Below are 19229 nucleotides of genomic sequence, written 5' to 3'. Positions count from 1 at the left end.
TAACATATTAGAGATTAGATGTATTGATTGATAATCATCTCAAACAATTCCTGCTTGCCGCTGATAACTTTAGGCTCACCGTCTCTCAAAGCAATGTCTCTCAGGTCGGTCAGCGTTAGTTTACCTGCTTCAAATGCGGCACCGTCGCCGCTGTCGAACGAAGCATAACGGTTGGCACGTAGTTTTTTGTATTCCGATTTCTCAAGTATATCGTTGGCAATTAACAAGGCTCTGGCAAATGCGTCCATACCTGCAATGTGTGCAATAAAGATATCTTCAAGGTCGGTTGAGTTTCTGCGGGTTTTGGCATCAAAGTTAATACCACCTGTCTGGAAACCACCTGCTTCCAAAATAACCAGCATAGCCTCGGTCAGTTCAAACAAATCGATAGGGAACTGGTCTGTATCCCAACCGTTCTGGTAGTCGCCGCGGTTGGCATCAATACTGCCCAGCATACCGGCGTCAGCTGCCATTTGCAATTCATGAGCAAAAGTATGGCCTGCCAATGTAGCGTGGTTTACTTCAGCATTAATCTGGAAATCTTTATCTAAACCATAATTACGCAAGAAGCCGATAACCGTTTGCGCATCGTAATCATACTGATGTTTCGATGGCTCACAAGGTTTTGGCTCGATATAGAATTTACCGGTGAATCCCTGGCTGCGTGCATAATCGCGAGCGATAGTCAGGAATTGCGCCAGGTGGTCAATTTCACGTTTAGTATTGGTATTCAGAAGCGACATATAACCTTCGCGACCTCCCCAGAATACGTAACCTTCACCGCCTAAGGCGATAGTTGCATCAATGGCGTTCTTTACTTGCAAGCCACCATGTGCCACAACCGCAAAGTCAGGATTGGTAGACGCACCATTCATATAGCGTTTGTGCGAAAACAGGTTGGCGGTACCCCACAATAATTTCACACCGCTTTCTTCTTGTTTTTTCTTGGCAAGCGCAACAATGGTTTTTAAGTTTTGTTCGAATTCGCTTTGTGAATTGCCTTCAGGGGCGATATCAATATCGTGGAAACAATAGTAAGGGGTGCCCAGTTTGGTCATGAACTCAAACGCTGCATCCAGCTTGTCTTTGGCTGCCTGCATGGGGTCGCCGGCCTGGTCCCAAGGAAAATCTTTTGTGCCGGGGCCAAACGGGTCGCCGCCTGTGCCACAGAAAGTATGCCAGTAGGCAGTTGCAAAGCGCAGGTGTTCTGCCATGGTTTTGCCTGCTACTACACGATTGGCATCGTAATATTTAAACGCCAAATAATTATTTGATTCTTTACCTTCATAGGAAATAGGCCCCTTAATAAAAGGAAAATACTCTTTTTCACCTATGGTAACTTTTAAATTTGCCATGATTGCTGGTCGGTTGAGCTATGAATAATTTTAAAATTTGATGCAAGTAAATTATTAAGTGTCAAACTTACAATTATTTTTTGATTTTTATTCAAAGTATTTGCAAAACAGGTTTAGGTGGGCATAAAAACAAAAAAACCAGACATGAAAATGCCTGTTCAAAATTGTAAGAAAATTCTGATAATTAAAAGTGCAGCGCTTTAAACCCTTTCAACTTACTAAAGCGAGTGGTTTTTATACTTAAACTTGAAGAAGAGAATTACCAAAGACAAAATGAGTGTTACACCATTGGCAGCAATAACCGGAAAAGCATTAACTTTTATACCATAAACCAGCCACATAACAACACCAGTAGTAAAAATAAGAAACATGGCCAGCGATACATCTTTGGCCGATTTGGTTTTGTAGATTTGAAGTACTTGAGGCACAAACGCAACCGTGGTTAATATGCCTGCTATATATCCTAAGGTTTCCATAAATCTTTACAATAAATGCTTATGACTCAATAACTTAACACTTTTGCCGTTAGTGAATCTTTTCTGTAAAAATAATGGAAAAATTATACTGATTAGTTCAAATTACCTGATAATCACAGGTAATACTTCATAAAGTACAATTTTTATTTAAAGTTTAGCCACCCCGGTGTTTATACGTAGGCATTAGCTTTTTAGCATGGCTTTATGGTTTTGGGTAACCGGGGTTTGGGGTTTCGCATCGGGCTTTTTCCAGAATCGGGCAACCAGCGTGAGGCATATTATACCTGTTGCCAGCCAGAAGAAATCTACCGCGGCTAAATTGTACTGCCTGTTGCTCAGGGTCTTCCAGAGCCAGTCATCCGTACAGAAGCCATTGGCTACTGGCACAAACAATGACAGCACCCCGCCAGAAACCAGATAACCGCGGGTAAGCCCGGCTTCGGTTTTCCAGAATAGTCCGGCCAGGGTTAAAACCAGCCATGAAAGGAAGAAAGTAGTATTGACCAGTTGAACATGATTAATGAGGCCTGCCGGAATAACCCTTTCTGCTATAAACAATAGGGCAATAGCCGGAAACAGCCCGAAACAGATAGCCAGATAACCCATAGTTACCCGATGATGAAAGCGCTTTTGCCTGACGGTATAGTTTTTTTTGTTGCGTGCTTCTTTCCATAACAAAACTCCGCTGATAATTACAAAGCAGGTTATTAGTGCCAGAAAAAAATAGATGAATTTAAGTAACACCCCTCCAAAAGTGGCAAAGTGTACCCGCGCTATACCAAATAATACCGACTGCACGTAGGTTTTGTTGCCGGGCATCATGTCTACCACTTTTTTGCCGTCTTTTAATTGTATGGCAAGCATACCATCGCCTGAAAAATAATTCGGGTCTTTTCCGTATACAGTCATCAGGGCATCTTCCCTGCCATAGTGCTTCAGGTTTACTCTTTTAAGCATAAAATCGGGGTATTTTGCTCTTATTTCATCCAGCGAGCGGCTAATGCTGACATGGTTTCGGGCCAGTGGCGACTTCTCGTTCAGTACTATGGCATCTGCTGGGCGTATCAAGGCAAATACTTTCTTCTGGTCTCCGTTAAAGAAAACCATCACCACCGGCAAAAGTATCAGGATAGACAACATATAATAAGCGCCTGTAATGGCATACATTAACTGAAAAGGCAAACCCAGCATACCAAGCGTAGTGTGCGAGCTGGTCCAGATTTGTTTTAATGTTCCCTTTAATGAAAACCCGTAGAACTTCGTTACAATGTTCCGCCAGTGAATCAGAACTCCGGTAAAAACGGCAAAAAGAAAAAAGTGCGCCACAAAACCAGCTATGTATCGGCCAATATAAAAAGGAATCTGATCCAGAAAATGTAAGCGGTATAGTGTTTCTCCAATGGTAGAGGGTTCTTCTCCTATATGTAATTGGTTATTCTCAGGATAATACTGTGCATGAAAGTGGTCTTCTTCCATTTTGTTTTTAGGTACCTGGTGGCCAAAAAAGCCCACAACCGGCTTATGGCTGGTAGGAAGATAAATGAAAACATCATCATTAACATCAAAACCCGGCTGCTTCGTCTTAATCTTTGCCAGTAGGGCATCGTAATCTACAGGTTTTGTAATCGGATGCCGTGCTTTGGGGTTTTCCCATTGATAAAATTCATCTTTGAAGAGCGTAAAGGCACCTGCAAAAAAAATTACATACAGCACAAAGCTGATAGTAATGCCTGAAACAGTGTGGGTATGAAAAAGTATATGAAAAGCCCTGTTAGGTAAGCCACTTAATTTCATTTGTATTAACGGATAAAGAATACGGTAACAGAAAATAAAAGAATAAGCAGTAAGTAAAGCCCAAGGATCTTCCAGGCGTTTTTAGCCAGAAACGGCAGAATCATCAACACTCCCCAAATAAAAAAGAGGGTAAATGTGGATGTAAGCATTACTACGTTCCGGCCCTCAGCAGGCATCAGCGCCCCAAGGCATAAATGAAACGTAATAGAAAGAAAATAACCACCCAGAATAGCCGTAGCTATTTTTAGCGCTCTTTGGCCGGGGCTTGATAAATACTCTTTTTTAGCTGGCATGGATTAAATTAGTTAATTCAGGATTTTTTGGAGAGTTCATCAATAGTAATCAGGGCTATTTGTAATACCACAGTAGCAAGCATGTAAGCGCATAAGGCATATAACAACCCACTAGCCCAGCCCCAATTGTCAATTAACAGACCCGCCCCGGCAATTATAGAAAGCAGGTTTAACCAAACATTGCTTTTAGCTGGTTTTATACTTTTTGGAAAATACTTCGACTTTGAATAATGCAAAAAGGTTCCGGTTGTTATCAGTAAGATACCAATCATATACTTGGGTGAATTTTATTTTTGCAAATATTATATTTATTTAGACTAATTCCAAATAATATAATAACTTTGTGCTTTCAAACTAAATCTCGAATGAAAGCACAATTATTATTGCTATTATTTACTCCTTATCTGTTGCTTGCCCAAAGCAACGTTATTAAAGGCCAGATTAAAACTACTACAGGCGAAGCCGTGCCTTTTGCAAGTGTTTCTTTAAAAAATACAAACATAGCCACTCTGACTGATAGCAGCGGAAAATTTGAAATCAAGGGGGTTTCAGCAGGTGAGTATGTGCTCTTTGCCAGCTCAATTGGTTATGAAGGCTTTGAGAAAAAAGTAAGAGTCAGCAAAAATGCCTCTGTTTTTGAAGAGATAATACTGAAAAACTCAGATACCCAGCTGCAGGAAGTAACAGTAAAGCAGGAAAAACAAAGCCGATTGCAGGAAACCAAGCCTATAGCCATTAAAAGTATTGAAATTAAGAATGTAATTACTCAGAATGTATTGCTGACCGACGTAATCGACCGGGTTTCTGGTGTGCGAATCCGGCGTTCAAGTTCTATGGGCGACCGCTCTGATATATCTATTAACGGTATCAGAGGTGATGCAATCAGAGTATATATTGACGGTATCCCGATGGAATTGCTGTATCCTAATTTCGATATTTCAACACTGCCTTTAGCTAATGTAAAGCGTTTGGATATTTACAAGGGCGTTTTACCGGTTGATGTGGGCACCGATGCACTGGGCGGAGGTATAAATATTATCACTGAACAGAAATCGCATAATACCTTTCGCGCCTCATACAATGTTGGGTCATTTAATACGCATCTGGCTGATGTAAATCTGAGCCTGACCAATAAGCAGAATTACTTTGTCAATTTTTCGGCTGCTTATAATCAATCAGATAACGACTACACCATGAAAGCCCTGGTGTATGAAACCAACCGCGTTGAAAAAGTGAAGCGTTTTCATGACAAATTCCGGTTTTTTTACGGAGGCCTTACTGCCGGGGTTCATAGTAAACCCTGGGCAGATGAGCTGAGACTGACTATGAATTACTCGAAAGGATATAAAGAGTTGCAGAATGGTGCCAGAATATCGCATATTCCGTTTGGTGAAGCAGATTATCATGCTGAAAACCTGGCAGCTACCATTAAGTACGACAAGTCTTTTCTGGATGAAAAAATACTATTTAAAACCATCGGCAACTGGAGCGACCAGCTTTTAACCTATAAAGATACCACCGCAAATGTATATAGCTGGAGCGGTAAAATTGTAGGGCGTAACACACCCGGCGAATACGTTGCCGAAAGATTAACTGATAACTACAGCCGTAGCTGGATAAACCGCAGCAGCCTGGTGATACAACTGGCGCCGAATCATAAACTACTGGCCTCTAATTTATTTGCCAGCCAAAGACTAAAGGGCATTGATTATCTTGAATCAGACCACGCCAAAGATTACCTGCGTATTCCTCAGACCCTGATGAAGAATATCTCTGGCCTACAATACGAAGGGCTTGTGTTGTCGCATCTTACTTTGTCGGCGGCAGTAAAACGGTATGATTTTGTGTTGAACGGAGCCGAAAACAGCACGTTTATGATGATTAGAAAGAAGGATGGATTCTGGGGGTGGAATGCCGGGCTGAAATATGACCTGTCAGAAAGCCTTTTTGCGCGGGTGTCTTACGAAAAAGGATTTCTCATTCCGCAGTTTTATCAGTTTGTTGGTAACGGGGCTGATATTCTTCGGAACACCAATCTATTGCCCGAAAGCAGTAACAATCTGAACGCCGGTATTTCTTATCTGAATAAATCAGACCAGGTGCTTGCCATATCCGGTGCTGTCAATGGCTTTTATCGCAGGCAGAACGACATCATCTTTCTAGGCTCAAACATCACCAGAATCTATGAAAACGCCGATCAGGCAAGAACCCTCGGCACAGAAGGCGAAGCTACACTAAAATATAACAATACCTGGAGTTTAAGTGCAAACATCACCTTTTTACGCAAAAATTTCACACAGGTAAAAGACCCTAAAAATCAATATCTGGTTGGGTCGGCATTTCCTAATAACCCTAATTTCTTCGGTAACCTCGAGCTTGCCTGGCAAAAGAATGGGCTGGGCATCAGAAACTCGTTTTTCAGAGCTTACGCTTTTTACAATTATGTAGCGCCGTTTAACCACATCATGATTGGTAAAAACAATAGTTACAAAACCACCCCAGATGCCTTTGTGCCGGTGCAACACAGGGTAGATGTAGGCTGTTCTTACAAGTTTCCGGTGCAAAATCTTACGGCCTCAATTAACGTACTGAATGTACTCAATGCAGCGCTGTTCGACAACTTTCTGGTGCCACGCGCCGGTACCAGTTTCAATGCAAAACTGATTTACGAAATCACTAAATTTTAATAGATAATGAAAACCAGACTACTTTTTTTGGGGCTCCTGGCTGCTGCCTTGTTTGCCTGCGAAACCACAGAACCTGAAACTAAAGAAGAACAATCGAAGTATTATGAAGACGGCTTCGTAATATCTTCGGTATCTCAAACCACCGCCGGCAATAGCTATTATGCCGGTTACTATTCGTCAATGCCAACAGGTAATATTGATATTACCACCAAAACCAGCTATAATTTTTTGTATACGAGAGCCGTATGGAAAAACTTTATTTTCAGTAACAACCTGAAAGGCGAGAACGTACTATCTAAAATTGCGGTGTCTAAAGAAACCGGTAATCTGGTAGAAGTTGCCAGTCTGCCTTTACTTGGCTCTCTGAATCAGGTATTGATTATTTCTGAAACACTGGGTGTTTATACTACCTGGGACAAAAAAGGGGTTGCCCTTTTTAATCCGGCAACCATGCAGAAAATTACAGATGTTGATATGTCTAAAGCGAAGAGTTCTGGGTTAAGCAGAGACAACTATTCGCATGTGGTTTACCGAAAGCAGGATAATAAATTGTTTCTTTTTCTGGTAGCAGATAATTTTGACACCGGGCAGTTTTATGACCTCCTTGATGTGCATGCAGAGGTAGTAAACCTGAACAACAATCAATGGGAAAAAACACTGACCTTTCAGAACGCCACTTATCCCATTGCCCGTGGGTTTGATCATCCGTTGATTGACGAGCAGGGAAACATATTTGTAATTACACAGGGCCAATATGGTCTTGACGGCCAATTGGGCCCTAACTCAAGAAAGGGGTCAAGACCTAAAATACTGAAGATTCCGGCAGGTACAACTGATTTCGACCCAAATTATGCATTTAATCCTGTTGATAAAATCGGACAAACCAACCTGATGTTCCAGTTGGTTCTGGGAGGTATATACTATGGTAACGGTATAGCGTATGCCTGTATATCCGGACAGCAGGACCCCCCGGCTTTATTGGCGCTTATTGCCAAAATGGCCAATGGTACTATTACCGAGACCGAATACAACCAGTTAAGAAGCCTGGCTTTTTATGGTGCCAACCAGCGTTGGGCAAAACTTGATTTGAATGCCCAAACAGCTACTATTATTCAGGATATTCCTTTAACTGCCGGATTCGCCTACCCAAACAACAGCATTGTAAATGGCAAGTTATATCTTCAGACATACAATGAAGACCTGAAAATGAACGGCTTTTATGAGCATGACCCAGTTACCGGAACCAGCAAAAAAGTATTTGATTTAACAGCCGGTGGTATGGCCGTCGGTTTCATTAAACTTACTAAATAAGGTTCAAAACAAAACCCCGCCAGAATAGACGGGGTTTTGTTTTACTTAAACTCCTGTTGCAATACCTTAAAGCTATAGGCTAATCCCATAGCCACACTGTTAAAGTTATCGCCCGATTTTACCTTGTCATCTCCGAACCTTTCCACAAAAATATTCTTCAACGGGCGCACCATTGATGTACCTCCGGTCATAAAGATGGCGTCAATATTTTTAGCCTCAATTTTGTGTTTTTTCAGAAACTCCAGCAGATAATCCTCAATCTTTTCCAGGTTTTTATTAATTATCTGGTGCTCAAATTCATTCATTGAAATATTTTCCCTGAAATCAATCTCATGTTGGCTGAACTCAAACACAGCTTCTTCTTCATGCGTAAGGTCTATTTTAGTTTTTTCAATCTGTTTAAAAAGCACATAACCCAGGTTGTCTTCTATCAGAGTCAGCAGGTTTTTCACCAGCGGATTTTTGCCCGAAAACACATAAGATTTACCAATGTTGGTTCTCATCCGAAGGGTATCCAGAAAGTTCATTTTTTCCCACGAACAGATATTCTGAAAGTAAGACAGCGGTAAATCCAGAGATTTGCCCGGTGTCAGTTCTTCTTTTACCCCACGGCCAAAATGAGGCGTGCCTTTGTGCCACATAATGTCAGAATCAAAGCTGTCGCCACCAATATAAACCCCGCCTTTGGCAATCATATCGGCTTTTCTGTCGGCCTGATGCACCGCATCAGGATTCAGATGCATCAATGAAAAATCTGACGTACCACCACCAAAGTCAGCTACCAGAACCAGTTCTTTTTTGGCCAGCTGGCGCTCATAAGTAAAAGCCGCACCAATGGGCTCCATCTGAAAATAAAACTCAGTAAAACCGGCAATTCTGGCTGCTTTAGAGAGACGTTCCTGAGCCAGTGCGTCTTTCTCAGGGTTTTCGTCAAATACCACCGGTCGCCCGATAACTGCCGTTGTTATATTCTCTCCTAAAAATTCATCCGCCTGTTTTTTCAGGTGAATCAGAATCAGCGAAACCAGATCCTCAATCGTATAACGTTTGGTACCTATACGCGTATCAACAAAGCTCTTATTGGGTAAAACCTTCTTGATTGATTTCATGAAGCGTCCTTTCCGGCGGCTTTCTACGTATCGTTCTACCGCTTCGTGGCCAATCGAGAATGCCAGTGCATCTTCCGCCCTGCCGGTATCCGGAAAAAATAATAAAGAAGGCGTAGTAAATAACTTAACAATGTTATTGGTGGTAGTATCAAGAACAACCAGGGCCGAATTAGTAGTGCCAAAATCAATTCCGTAAATAAACTGACTCATGAGTAAAATTTCAGTGAAAATGTAAGTGGGGAAAGACACAACAGCTAATCCGGCTTAAAAAGTTTCTTATTACAGAATAAATTTCATGATAATACGGTTATGGCCATTTATTATGCCAATGTTAATGATTGATTTAAGGCCATATATCAGCCAAATTCTTATCAGCGCTATGGCTTTGGTCTAACTACCGGCAATATTGGTAGGTGAGAACAACTGCTTGGTCTAAAATGATACCGACAGCATAACCAGAATGAAAATCTGTTAGTAAATTTGGGTGTTTTTTTTGAGGTCATAGGAATTATTTAAAGCCAGACCATTGTTAAAAAACGGATACTTGGGCCTATGTAGCAGCATGTAAGCAATAAGATGCTTATATTGCAAACGAATTGCCAGGCATAAAAAACACTTCTGTAACATTCAACCTGAATTGATACTTTAATTTTAAAATATATATGAAAAAAACGACACTACTTTCTTTAGCGTTTATTTCGGTTAGTTATGCCTCTTTTGCACAGGGAACTTTGCCGCCTGTTGAAACTAAGGCTCCTAATTCAAACTATAAACCTGCTTTTGAAGGCCAAACCAGAACAGCGGGCATAAAAACAAAAACACCTTATGGGTTTAAAGTACTTACCGAAGGGCTGACCTCTCCCTGGGGTGTTACCAGCCTTCCGGACGGCCGATTGTTGATTACTGAAAAACGCGGGAATCTGCGCATTGCTAAAATAAGCGGCGAATTGAGCAAACCCATTAACGGCCTGCCTGAAGTGAACTCAAACGGACAAGGCGGGCTTCTGGGTATTACAATTGACCCGGCATTTGCTAAGAACCGCATGGTTTACTGGACATTCTCTGAGAACGTAGAAGGTGGTACACATACATCAGTGGCGAAAGGTAAATTGTCGGCCGACGAGTCTAAAATTGAAGGGGCAATAGTAATCTACCGCGCTACACCAGCACATAAAGGCACGCTACACTATGGTGGCCGTATTCTTTTCGATAAAAGCGGCAATCTTTTTGTAAGTACCGGCGAGCGTTCAGACCTCGTTACCCGTCCGCAGGCACAGGCACTTAACTCAAGCCTGGGTAAAGTTATTCATATAACTACTGACGGTAAGCCTGTAAAGGGTAATCCGTTTGAAGGGCAGGAAGGCGCAAAACCAGAATTGTATTCTTATGGTCACCGTAACGTACAAGGTCTGGCATTTCATCCGGTTACAGGCGAGCTTTACTCTAATGAGTTTGGCCCGAGAGGTGGTGACGAGGTGAATCACGTTCGCGCTGGTAAAAACTATGGCTGGCCAACCATTACCTATGGTATTGAATACAGCGGAAAAAGCATTGGTGATGTAATTCAGCAAAAAGAAGGCATGGAACAACCGGTATACTACTGGGACCCGTCAGTATCGCCAAGCGGAATGACCTTCTACAGCGGTAATATGATTCCTGAGTGGAAAAACAACTTGTTTATTGGCTGCCTCAGCGGTATGCATATTGCACGGCTGGTAATTGAAAATGATAAAGTAGTGGGCGAAGAACGTCTGCTTTCTGAAGAATACCAACGTTTCCGCGATGTAACCCAGGGTAAAGATGGCGCATTGTATGCCGTTACCGACCAGGGAAGATTATACAGAATTGCTAAAAAATAAGTACAATACTACGACAGTTATAAAAACAATCAGATATCCCCTCATTGGCAGGGGATATTTTTTTGCTTATGGTTTTAAACTTAATTGCCGGGCAAAAGCCTTTAGCGTAATGGCTGGCTTGCCCAGCTCTTCCCAGGTGTTGGCCGCTTCAAATTTTTCAGGGTATTTATTCAGCGCGGTTACAATATGGTAGCCATAATCAAACTTCCGGCTGATAACCCCCATCAGTTTCATCATAAACATAGGGGCCCAAATAGTGCGTAGTTTTTCTTTGGTGTAATACTTTACAAAGAGTTTGGCGGCTTCGTCTTGTGTAAAGGCCTCTGTGCCTTGCACTACATACTCTTTGTTTTCATCCGCAAGTATCTTGAATGAATTGGCTACCTGTAGCGCATAGTCATCAGCAGCTATGTAATAGAGAGGATACGCTGATGTTCCTCCCAATGCAATCATATTCCCTTGTCTGGACTGGTAAAATATACTCTCCATAAAAGTAGAAGGATAAAAGATAGTATAAGGGATACCAGCGGTCTTTATCTTGCTTACTGCCTCTTGTTTAACCCTGAACACCCACCAGTCAAAACCGTCCATACCCTGATAAAGATGCACCAGAGAAGACAGGTATCCTATCCGCTTAATGCCTTCTCGCTTAGCTACTGCAAGAATAGTGTCTATACCCTGTTGCTCGGTATGCCAGTCAGATTCCTTTTCTGTTTGAAGCACCGAAAGGCTCAGAAAAACCCCGTCTTGCCCGCGAATCGCCTTTTCAACATCAGCTTCATTCTTTAAATTTCCTTTAATGATTTTAGCGCCCTCCAAAAAGTCAGCGGCTTGTGGTTCATTTCTTACCATAACACTTACCTCAAATCCGGCCTCAATTAAGGCTTTGGTAACGGGCTTGCCTAGCATACCTGTAGCACCAAAAACAACTATTTTTTTCATCAGGTGGTTTCATTTAAGTGATTATAAAGGTATAGCATTTGTTAACCCAGGCCAAATTTCTACAGAGGTAAATTTTAGTTATCTTTACCGCCGGAAAAACTAAAGGAAATCAGATGAACTACATTGTTTTTGACGACATTCAGATAAGAAATCAGCTAAAGCCGTTTACATTTACCAAACCGGTAGCCGGTATCAGATGCGGGATACTCACCATTGCTGAAAAGTGGGAAAGGATGCTGCATACAAAGGTTTCTTTTCTGACAGAAAACTACCTGCAAACAAAATTTGAAGATATTGCCACTGATAATAATCTTTACATTAATGGAGCCGTTTGCCCAGATGCCCGGTTACTATCAGAAATCAGCCAGTTGAATAATGGCGAAGCACTTGTTGAAGGAGACACAACGCTTGCAATAAAAACCAAAGAAAAGCTTAATTTCCCGATAGATTACTCGCGATATGGGTTAAAAGAATTTCCCGCAACGCAACTGACTATTCTGAAAAACCTGCCCGATATCTACCTTAATAACGGAAACCAGATTAAGGCTGATTATCTATTGGTAACGCAAGGCCGATACACACAGCCGGTTACAGACCCCTTTACCCGTATTTATGCGCCAGAAAACGTATTTGTTGAAGAAGGCGCCATTATCAAAGCAGCCATAATTAATGCCGAAAATGGTCCGGTATACATTGGTAAAAATGCTACAGTACAGGAAGGTGCCATTATCATTGGTCCTTTTTCTGCCGATGAGGGCAGTATAGTAGCCTGGGGGAGCAAGATGCGAGCCAATACCACGCTGGGGCCGTTTTGCAGGGCAGGGGGTGAGGTAGGTAACTCTATATTAACTGCCTATAGTAATAAGGCGCATGATGGTTTTCTGGGTAATTCAGTAATTGGTGAGTGGTGTAACCTGGGAGCCAATACGAATAACTCAAACCTGAAAAATGATTACACCGACGTAAAGTTATATAGTTACGTAAGCCGTCAGCTGGAAAAAAGCGGAGAATTGTTCTGTGGCTTGTTCATGGGCGACTACACCAAAGCGGGTATCAGCACCATGTTTAACACGGGTACGGTAGCAGGGGTATGTTCTAATATTTTCGGTGCAGGTTTTCAGAACAAGCACGTGCCTTCTTTCAGGTGGGGTGGCGCCGACTCCGGCTATGTGCCATATCGTTTCAACAAAGCCATTCAGGTGATAAACGAGACCATGAAAAGGCGTGAAACCCAACTTTCTGCCGCCGATCTGCAAATCCTGCAATACATTCATGAGACAGAATCGTCTATTTGATGATAATGTCTTAACTTTGCATCATGCTTTTTCGCGAAATCACAGGTCTTGAAGATATTAAACAGTCGCTTATTGGTACTGTTGCCAATAACCATGTGGCGCATGCGCAGTTATTTCATGGCAATGAAGGAACCGCCAACCTGGCGCTGGCCCTGGCTTATGCTACGTACATTAATTGTGAAGACAAGCAGTCTGACGATGCCTGTGGCCGCTGTGCCAGTTGTTTAAAAATGAGTAAACTGGCACATCCGGATGTCAACTATATTTTTCCTACGGCTGGGGGTAAAAGTGTGCTTTCAGAAAACTTTATGTCTCAATGGCGTGCATTTGTTAATGAAACGCCTTACGGTAACTTACCCGACTGGCTGGAGAAAATTGGGGTAAAACAAGGAAATATACCTGCTGAAGAAGCCCGACAACTTATCCAGAAGCTTTCGTTGAAATCGTACGAAGGAGGCTACAAGATTGTAATTATATGGCAGGCTGAATATTTCCACAACACTACGGCCAATGCTTTATTGAAGATTCTGGAAGAACCACCAGAGCAAACCTTATTTTTGCTGGTAGTAAACAGCATGGAGCGATTACTAACAACCATTATATCACGCACACAGAGGGTGGCTGTCAGAAAATTTACAGAGCAGGAAATTATCAGCTATTTGTTGAAATACCGCGACATGCCCCATGAACGAGCAAAGCAGATTGCTTTTCTGTCGGAAGGCAATATGCATAGTGTGCTTGAGATGATAGACAAGGCCGAAGATAATGATCATGCCTGGTTTGCAAACTGGATGCGGATGTGCTATGCGACTAATGTGTCGAAACTGGTGCCAATGGCCGATGAGTTTGATACCAAAAGCAAAGAGCAGCAAAAAGCAATGCTTGAATATGGCCTGAGCTTGTTCAGAGAAATGTTTTTATATACCAATGGTGGTGAAAGCCTGGTAAGGCTTGAAAATGAAGAGCTGGTTTTTGTGCAGCGATTCTCTGCCGCTATTAACCTCAATAACCTGGAGCAGATAACCGAGCTATTCAGCGAAGCACATTACCATATAGAGCGCAATGCCCGGGCAAAAATACTTTTTTTAGATATTTCGTTAATGATAGCCCGCTTAATGGCAAAAGCATAAAAAGTAAACGTACATGAAAATAAAAATTGGCACCCGCGGAAGCAAGCTGGCACTATGGCAGGCGTATTACGTAGAAGATAAACTAAAAGCCAAAGGCGTAGAGACCGAGATTGTAATTATAGAAACCAAAGGTGATAAAATATTAGACCGCTCTTTGTCTAAAATTGGTAGCAAAGGCGTTTTTACGGAAGAACTGGAAGACCAGTTACGGAGTGGTGAAATAGACATTGCCGTTCATTCTGCCAAAGATTTGCAGTCTGAGCTGGCAGCAGACCTTGAGATTATTGCCTTTACTGAACGCGAGTTGGTAAATGATGTGCTGGTGAGCTTCAATAAGAATCTGTCTTTACAAAGTGGTGAGCCATTTGTAGTAGGTACGTCGTCAACCCGCAGGGTGGCAATGCTGAAGTATTACTATCCGCATATACAGGTGGTAGATATGCGCGGTAATTTACAAACACGCCTGCGCAAACTGGAAGAAAAGCAATGTGATGCCTTGCTGCTGGCTTATGCAGGTGTACACCGTATGCATTATGATGACCTGATAGCTGAACACCTGCCATTGACAGAATTTGTGCCGCCGGTAGGGCAGGGGTGTGTAGCCATTGAGGCATCAAAGACGCTGGCAGAAGAAAAACGCCTGATGATTGGAATGTTAATTAACGATGCCCAAACCCAGAAATGCCTTTTGGCAGAAAGGGCCTATCTGAAAAAATTACAGGGGGGCTGTTCTATTCCGTCTTTCGGTAAAGCATCTTTAGAACCCAACGAACAAGGAGGCTTGCATTTGAAAATGACAGCCGGGCTGATAAGTCTTGACGGTAAGAGACTCATTAAAGTAGTAGAAGAATCAACTGTTGACGACCCCGAAGCACTGGGTATAAAAGTAGCTGAACGCGTTTTGGCAGATGGCGGACATGAAATACTGAGAGAGATAAAAGAGAAAATATAGAATTAAAACGAGGGCTTATTCTTTTGCGGATCCCTCGTTTTAAAATATTCGTGATAAATTTCGCTTGATTTGATATTTTTACCAGCTTTTTGAAACCTTGCTGCCGTCTTCGGTATTTTCAATTTTCAGGTATGTCTGTATCTCCTGTTGTAATTCTTCTACGTGCGATATAATACCTACAATACGATTTTCTTTGCGCAAAGACTTAAGCGTCTCAAAAACAATCTGTAAGGAGTCTTTGTCAAGCGAGCCGAACCCTTCGTCCAGAAAGAAGAAATTATGGCGCGACTGCACCCGGTTATGAATATTATCTGCAAGTGCCAGGGCCAGCGATAAGGCAGCCTGAAATTTCTGCCCGCCAGAGAGGGTCTTTAGCAATCGGGTTTTGCCGCCGTTCAGCAGGTCTCTCACCTCAAAATCATTATCGGCATTTATTTCCAGGTGCAATTGGTGGCGTGTCATACGGTGGAAACGCTCATTAGCTGCATTGGCCAGGTTTTTCAGGTAAATGCTCGACACAAAATCAACAAACCCATTGGCTTTGAATAGCTTTTGCAGGGTGTCAAGGTTGTCTTTTCTTATTTCAAGTCTTTTCTTTTCTGCGGTAAGCAGTTGCCTGGTTTTCAGGTTTTCAATAGCGCTCTGAATCTCTTTTTCAAGCCTGCCTTCTTCTTTCTTCAGATCATTAAACCGGGTTTCACTTATCTTAATGGTTTCTTTTATCTGGGTGTGTGTTTCTGCATCATATTTACGGCCTTCCGTATCTTTCAGCAATTGTTCCAGGGTTTGTTCGGTAGCCTGTAAATCTGTCTGAAACGCCTGAATCTCCTGTCGTTCTTTTTCAATCATCAGGTTTTGTTTCAGTATTTCCTGCACATCTGTCTCAGTCAGAAAACCATCCTGTTTCAATTGCAGGTTAATGCTATGCTGTATGGTTTGCAAAGCCTTTGTCTGTTTATCAAGATTGGCCAGCAGCGTTGTCAATACCCCCTCAGTTGTTTTTATCAGACCTTCTACCGAGCGGTGTTCTACATCCAGGCGGGTAAAGCTTTCAATAATTCTTTTATGCTCGTTTTCTGCTTGTATTTGTTGGGTTTCTATGTCTGCAATGCCAAGGGAATCATAATCAGACCAGTTCAGAAATTTTAACTGTCCTGAAAATACTTCTTTTTGTGCCTCAAAACCGGCAAGCTGTTCGGTGAGTTTAGATAGCGCCCTTTCATACGAGGCTCTATCGGCATTTTCTTTTTCAATTTGCGCAAGGGTATTTTTAATTCTGGCTTCTGCTTGTTCTATTTCGGTTTTCAGGCTTTCTTTCTGGCGGACAACCAGGCTGATTTTTGCATCAAAGTCATCATTAGAGCTAAGAATTTCAGGGTGATGCACTGAACCGCAAAGCGGACAAGGCTCGTTGTCTTTCAGCGCGTCAGCAAATTGCTGTAACGATTTCTGAACTCTTAGATGCAGCAGTTCCTCATCTAGCTTTAACTCGGTTTTTTGTTCTTTCAGTTCGGCTTTTCTCTTTTCCAGGGTTTGCTCCAGTATATGTTTGTCCTGCAAAAGGCCTTGTATGATCTCTTCTTTGTTTTTTAATAATTCTTTGCCTTTGATTATTCTTTCTTGTAAGGTGTTTTTATCTTTTTCAATTGTCTTTAGACTTTTGATGGTGTTTAATTCTTTGGCTTTCTCGATATATTCCTCTCGTTTTTCATAAAAAGGCTTAATTTTATCCAATTCTATAAGAATAGACTGAAAGCGCGATTGTTTGTCGACCAATGTGGCCTTATTAGCGTTTATCTCGTTTTTTTCACGATTATATTCTTTTTCTTTTATCGTTTTCTGGTCAAATAACGATTTGAAATTCAAGACACATTTTTCATAAAGTTTCAGTTTTTCTTCCCGCATTTTAAACCATTTCTCTTTTTCTTTCAGCAGCTCATGCCTGCGGGTAGTGGCATTCAGGTTAGAAAACAGCTTGAGCAGTTCGTTCTGCTGCTTTTCTTCATTGCGTTTTAGCAAAAGTTCTGCCTCCAGACTTTTGCTCATCTCTTTTTTTAACTGTAGCTCCTGCTCTTGCTGAGCAATGCTTTCGGGAGTATCTTCGCCTAAACTTAATAGCTGGCCTTCTATTCTTTGTAATTCCTGCAGATTCCGTTCGGTCAGGCGTTTGTTCTTTTCGGCCAGGTCAAAACGTTCAAGGCCAAATAGCACTTTCATCATTTCTGAGCGGTCCCGGCCTTTCAATTCTATAAACTCCTGAAAATTGCCCTGTGGAATTATGACTGTCCGACGGAAATTTTCATAGCTTAAACCAATGGCGTTTTCGGTTACTTCCTCCAGAGATACCGGCATCCATGTCTCATTAAGCCACTGATAGACCTTCCGTTCTACTTTTACTTCTTTAAAGTTTTTGTTGCTTCGTTTACCTTGCACAACAAAGCGATACTTAGTGTCGTCTTTTCCGGCGAGGCAGGTAAATTCAATGAACAGTTCGTTAGAACTGAGATTGGTCATATTATAATAGCGCTCATCGCCCGATTTATTCAGGCGTTCTGTATCTCCATAAAGTGCAAAAACAATGGCTTCCAGTATGGACGACTTACCACTGCCAACAGAACCGAAGATACCAAACAGCGTGGCATCTGTAAGGTTGTAGAAATCTATCTCCTGCAGGCTTTTGTAAGAGTAAAGCCCTTTAATTTTAAGATATTGCGGAATCATACTTTCAATCGGTTTTACTGTTCTTCTCCTTCGGCAAGTACTTCTTTCAGCAGCAGCATCAGTTCTTCTGAAACCTCCTGTCCTTTTTTGCTCTTAAAATATTCTTCAAACAGCTTTTCGACGCTCATAGTAAGGTTAATTTTTGAAGCCTCTGAAGAGCCGTCGTTCAGGCTTCTGATTTCAGGTATTATCTGAATCAGGCCGTCGTGGGCATCCAGCAAACGTTTCTTCTCTGTGGCTTCCAGATACTTGTCAGACACGATCGTGAGCTGCACCAGCGCATGAGGGTTTTCTTGCAGCCAAACCAGTGCATCATCAATGCTTTCGAATCTCTTGCTCAGCAATTGTTTGCCTTTGGTGAGTGCAATGGGCTGATAGCTGCTTAACCTGCCTGCCTCGGCCTCAATTAAAACTACATATTTGGTTTGGTTGGCTTCTGAAAAACTATAGGCCAGCGGACTGCTCGCGTAAATTACCGGCGCAGGTACTGTATCTATTACCTGATACCGGTGCAAATGCCCCAGTGCCACATAATGTACTTGTGCCGGTACGTTTTCTGAATAAATAACCGACGCGCCGCCAATATGCAGAATCGGTCTTTCGTCTTCCGGCTCTTCGGGCATTACCCCGTCTTTTTTCATAAAGAAAAGGTGAGTGGCCAGCATATTAAAGCCGTTGTTGTCGAGATATTCGTCGGCCAGTGTCTGCCAATGGTTTTGCAGATGTGCACGAAGGACCCCGTCTGTGTCTGCTAAGCCCAAAAATGTTTTCAGGCGTTGTTCATTGGCGTAAGGCGTTAGTATAATACGAAGAGGGAAATCATTATCGGGTATTTTAAGTTCTACAAAACCATTATCGACCTTCGTCAGCTCAAGCCCGGCTTTGGTCTTAAAGGGTTTTACCTTCATGTTAGGAAAGCCCGCGAACAGAATACCACAGGCACGGGCCAGGGCATCAGGCACCTCAATTCGTTCGGGCGAGTCATGGTTGCCGGCAATGGCTATTACGGCACGGCTACCGTTGTCTGACAACCGGTGAAGCGTAGAATAGAGTAATTCCATCGCCTCAGACGACGGGTTGAAGTTATCGAACAAATCTCCTGCTACCACAACGGCATCAACGGCTTCACGCTCGGCAATCTCACAGATTTCCTGCAACACTTCCCGTTGTTCGTCAAGCCGATGGTAATTATCGAGCCTTTTTCCTAGGTGCCAGTCGGCAGTATGTAAGATTTTCATGGGTTGTTATGGTTACAGCGCAAGAACAGGTGGTTTTTTACAAGAATTAAAAAAGCCACTCAATTAC

General features: G+C 42.3%; 15 protein-coding genes. 6 read left to right on the top strand and 9 right to left on the bottom strand.

Annotated features, from left to right (window positions below):
- Positions 1-14 precede the first annotated feature (14 nt).
- The 5 genes from xylA to MB380_RS21180 form a co-directional block, all read right to left on the bottom strand.
- Positions 15-1355, bottom strand: a complete 1341-nt coding sequence (gene xylA / locus MB380_RS21200; RefSeq protein ID WP_253531532.1) for a xylose isomerase — start codon at positions 1353-1355, stop codon at positions 15-17.
- A 218-nt stretch (positions 1356-1573) separates the two neighbouring features.
- The gene (locus MB380_RS21195) at positions 1574-1831 is read right to left on the bottom strand and encodes a SemiSWEET transporter (RefSeq protein ID WP_101724785.1); all 258 of its coding nucleotides are present in this window, start codon (positions 1829-1831) and stop codon (positions 1574-1576) included.
- Between the two features lie 183 nt (positions 1832-2014).
- Entirely contained in the window at positions 2015-3625 is a 1611-nt protein-coding gene (locus MB380_RS21190; protein WP_253531529.1) for a PepSY domain-containing protein, read from the bottom strand.
- 5 nt (positions 3626-3630) lie between these two features.
- Positions 3631-3918 carry a hypothetical protein gene (locus MB380_RS21185; RefSeq protein WP_253531526.1) on the bottom strand — a complete coding sequence of 96 codons (288 nt, stop codon included), beginning with the start codon at positions 3916-3918 and terminating at the stop codon, positions 3631-3633.
- 17 nt (positions 3919-3935) lie between these two features.
- Positions 3936-4190 carry a hypothetical protein gene (locus MB380_RS21180; protein ID WP_253531523.1) on the bottom strand — a complete coding sequence of 85 codons (255 nt, stop codon included), beginning with the start codon at positions 4188-4190 and terminating at the stop codon, positions 3936-3938.
- A 93-nt stretch (positions 4191-4283) separates the two neighbouring features.
- Here MB380_RS21180 and MB380_RS21175 point away from each other — a divergent pair, with 93 nt between their 5' ends.
- Both MB380_RS21175 and MB380_RS21170 read left to right on the top strand, forming a co-directional pair.
- On the top strand, positions 4284-6605 hold the full coding sequence (locus MB380_RS21175) for a TonB-dependent receptor (protein ID WP_253531521.1): 2322 nt from the start codon (positions 4284-4286) through the stop codon (positions 6603-6605).
- A gap of 6 nt (positions 6606-6611) precedes the next feature.
- The gene (locus MB380_RS21170) at positions 6612-7916 is read left to right on the top strand and encodes a hypothetical protein (protein WP_253531518.1); all 1305 of its coding nucleotides are present in this window, start codon (positions 6612-6614) and stop codon (positions 7914-7916) included.
- A gap of 41 nt (positions 7917-7957) precedes the next feature.
- On the opposite strand, the gene MB380_RS21165 is transcribed toward MB380_RS21170, so the two are convergent.
- Positions 7958-9235 (bottom strand): Hsp70 family protein, encoded by a 1278-nt coding sequence (locus tag MB380_RS21165; protein ID WP_253531508.1) that lies wholly within the window; start codon positions 9233-9235, stop codon positions 7958-7960.
- A 452-nt stretch (positions 9236-9687) separates the two neighbouring features.
- On the opposite strand from MB380_RS21165, the gene MB380_RS21160 reads away from it, so the two are divergent.
- A complete protein-coding gene (locus tag MB380_RS21160; protein ID WP_253531505.1) occupies positions 9688-10884 on the top strand; it encodes a PQQ-dependent sugar dehydrogenase in 1197 nt (398 codons plus the stop codon).
- A 66-nt stretch (positions 10885-10950) separates the two neighbouring features.
- Here the strand turns inward: MB380_RS21160 and MB380_RS21155 are convergent, their stop codons facing one another.
- Positions 10951-11826: an SDR family oxidoreductase gene (locus MB380_RS21155; RefSeq protein ID WP_253531502.1), complete on the bottom strand. Its 876-nt coding sequence runs from the start codon at positions 11824-11826 to the stop codon at positions 10951-10953.
- Between the two features lie 113 nt (positions 11827-11939).
- Between MB380_RS21155 and MB380_RS21150 the strand changes: the two genes are divergently transcribed.
- The 3 genes from MB380_RS21150 to hemC are packed head-to-tail and all read left to right on the top strand — an operon-like array spanning position 11940 to position 15203.
- Positions 11940-13121 (top strand): putative sugar nucleotidyl transferase, encoded by a 1182-nt coding sequence (locus MB380_RS21150; RefSeq protein ID WP_253531499.1) that lies wholly within the window; start codon positions 11940-11942, stop codon positions 13119-13121.
- Positions 13122-13144: 23 nt separating this feature from the next.
- Positions 13145-14251 carry a DNA polymerase III subunit delta gene (locus MB380_RS21145; protein ID WP_253531496.1) on the top strand — a complete coding sequence of 369 codons (1107 nt, stop codon included), beginning with the start codon at positions 13145-13147 and terminating at the stop codon, positions 14249-14251.
- 13 nt (positions 14252-14264) lie between these two features.
- Positions 14265-15203, top strand: coding sequence for a hydroxymethylbilane synthase (gene hemC, locus MB380_RS21140; RefSeq protein WP_253531493.1), 939 nt, complete (start codon positions 14265-14267; stop codon positions 15201-15203).
- Between the two features lie 78 nt (positions 15204-15281).
- On the opposite strand, the gene MB380_RS21135 is transcribed toward hemC, so the two are convergent.
- Together MB380_RS21135 and MB380_RS21130 are read right to left on the bottom strand one after the other, a co-directional pair.
- A complete protein-coding gene (locus MB380_RS21135) occupies positions 15282-17924 on the bottom strand; it encodes an AAA family ATPase (protein WP_253531490.1) in 2643 nt (880 codons plus the stop codon).
- Between the two features lie 14 nt (positions 17925-17938).
- Complete coding sequence (locus tag MB380_RS21130) at positions 17939-19162, bottom strand: exonuclease SbcCD subunit D (protein WP_253531487.1); 1224 nt, start codon at positions 19160-19162, stop codon at positions 17939-17941.
- Between the last annotated feature and the right edge of the window lie 67 nt (positions 19163-19229).

Origin of the sequence: Emticicia sp. 21SJ11W-3 (assembly GCF_024138715.1) — a bacterium.
Classification (GTDB): Bacteria; Bacteroidota; Bacteroidia; order Cytophagales; family Spirosomataceae; genus Emticicia; species Emticicia fluvialis.
This window is presented reverse-complemented; position numbering and strand designations above follow the sequence as displayed.

Excerpts from the sequence above, each read along its gene's own strand:
- xylA (WP_253531532.1), bottom strand. The coding sequence starts at position 1,355 with ATGGCAAATTTAAAAGTTACCATAGGTGAAAAAGAGTATTTTCCTTTT.
- MB380_RS21195 (WP_101724785.1), bottom strand. The coding sequence starts at position 1,831 with ATGGAAACCTTAGGATATATAGCAGGCATATTAACCACGGTTGCGTTT.
- MB380_RS21190 (WP_253531529.1), bottom strand. The coding sequence starts at position 3,625 with ATGAAATTAAGTGGCTTACCTAACAGGGCTTTTCATATACTTTTTCAT.
- MB380_RS21185 (WP_253531526.1), bottom strand. The coding sequence starts at position 3,918 with ATGCCAGCTAAAAAAGAGTATTTATCAAGCCCCGGCCAAAGAGCGCTA.
- MB380_RS21180 (WP_253531523.1), bottom strand. The coding sequence starts at position 4,190 with ATGATTGGTATCTTACTGATAACAACCGGAACCTTTTTGCATTATTCA.
- MB380_RS21175 (WP_253531521.1), top strand. The coding sequence starts at position 4,284 with ATGAAAGCACAATTATTATTGCTATTATTTACTCCTTATCTGTTGCTT.
- MB380_RS21170 (WP_253531518.1), top strand. The coding sequence starts at position 6,612 with ATGAAAACCAGACTACTTTTTTTGGGGCTCCTGGCTGCTGCCTTGTTT.
- MB380_RS21165 (WP_253531508.1), bottom strand. The coding sequence starts at position 9,235 with ATGAGTCAGTTTATTTACGGAATTGATTTTGGCACTACTAATTCGGCC.
- MB380_RS21160 (WP_253531505.1), top strand. The coding sequence starts at position 9,688 with ATGAAAAAAACGACACTACTTTCTTTAGCGTTTATTTCGGTTAGTTAT.
- MB380_RS21155 (WP_253531502.1), bottom strand. The coding sequence starts at position 11,826 with ATGAAAAAAATAGTTGTTTTTGGTGCTACAGGTATGCTAGGCAAGCCC.
- MB380_RS21150 (WP_253531499.1), top strand. The coding sequence starts at position 11,940 with ATGAACTACATTGTTTTTGACGACATTCAGATAAGAAATCAGCTAAAG.
- MB380_RS21145 (WP_253531496.1), top strand. The coding sequence starts at position 13,145 with ATGCTTTTTCGCGAAATCACAGGTCTTGAAGATATTAAACAGTCGCTT.
- hemC (WP_253531493.1), top strand. The coding sequence starts at position 14,265 with ATGAAAATAAAAATTGGCACCCGCGGAAGCAAGCTGGCACTATGGCAG.
- MB380_RS21135 (WP_253531490.1), bottom strand. The coding sequence starts at position 17,924 with ATGATTCCGCAATATCTTAAAATTAAAGGGCTTTACTCTTACAAAAGC.
- MB380_RS21130 (WP_253531487.1), bottom strand. The coding sequence starts at position 19,162 with ATGAAAATCTTACATACTGCCGACTGGCACCTAGGAAAAAGGCTCGAT.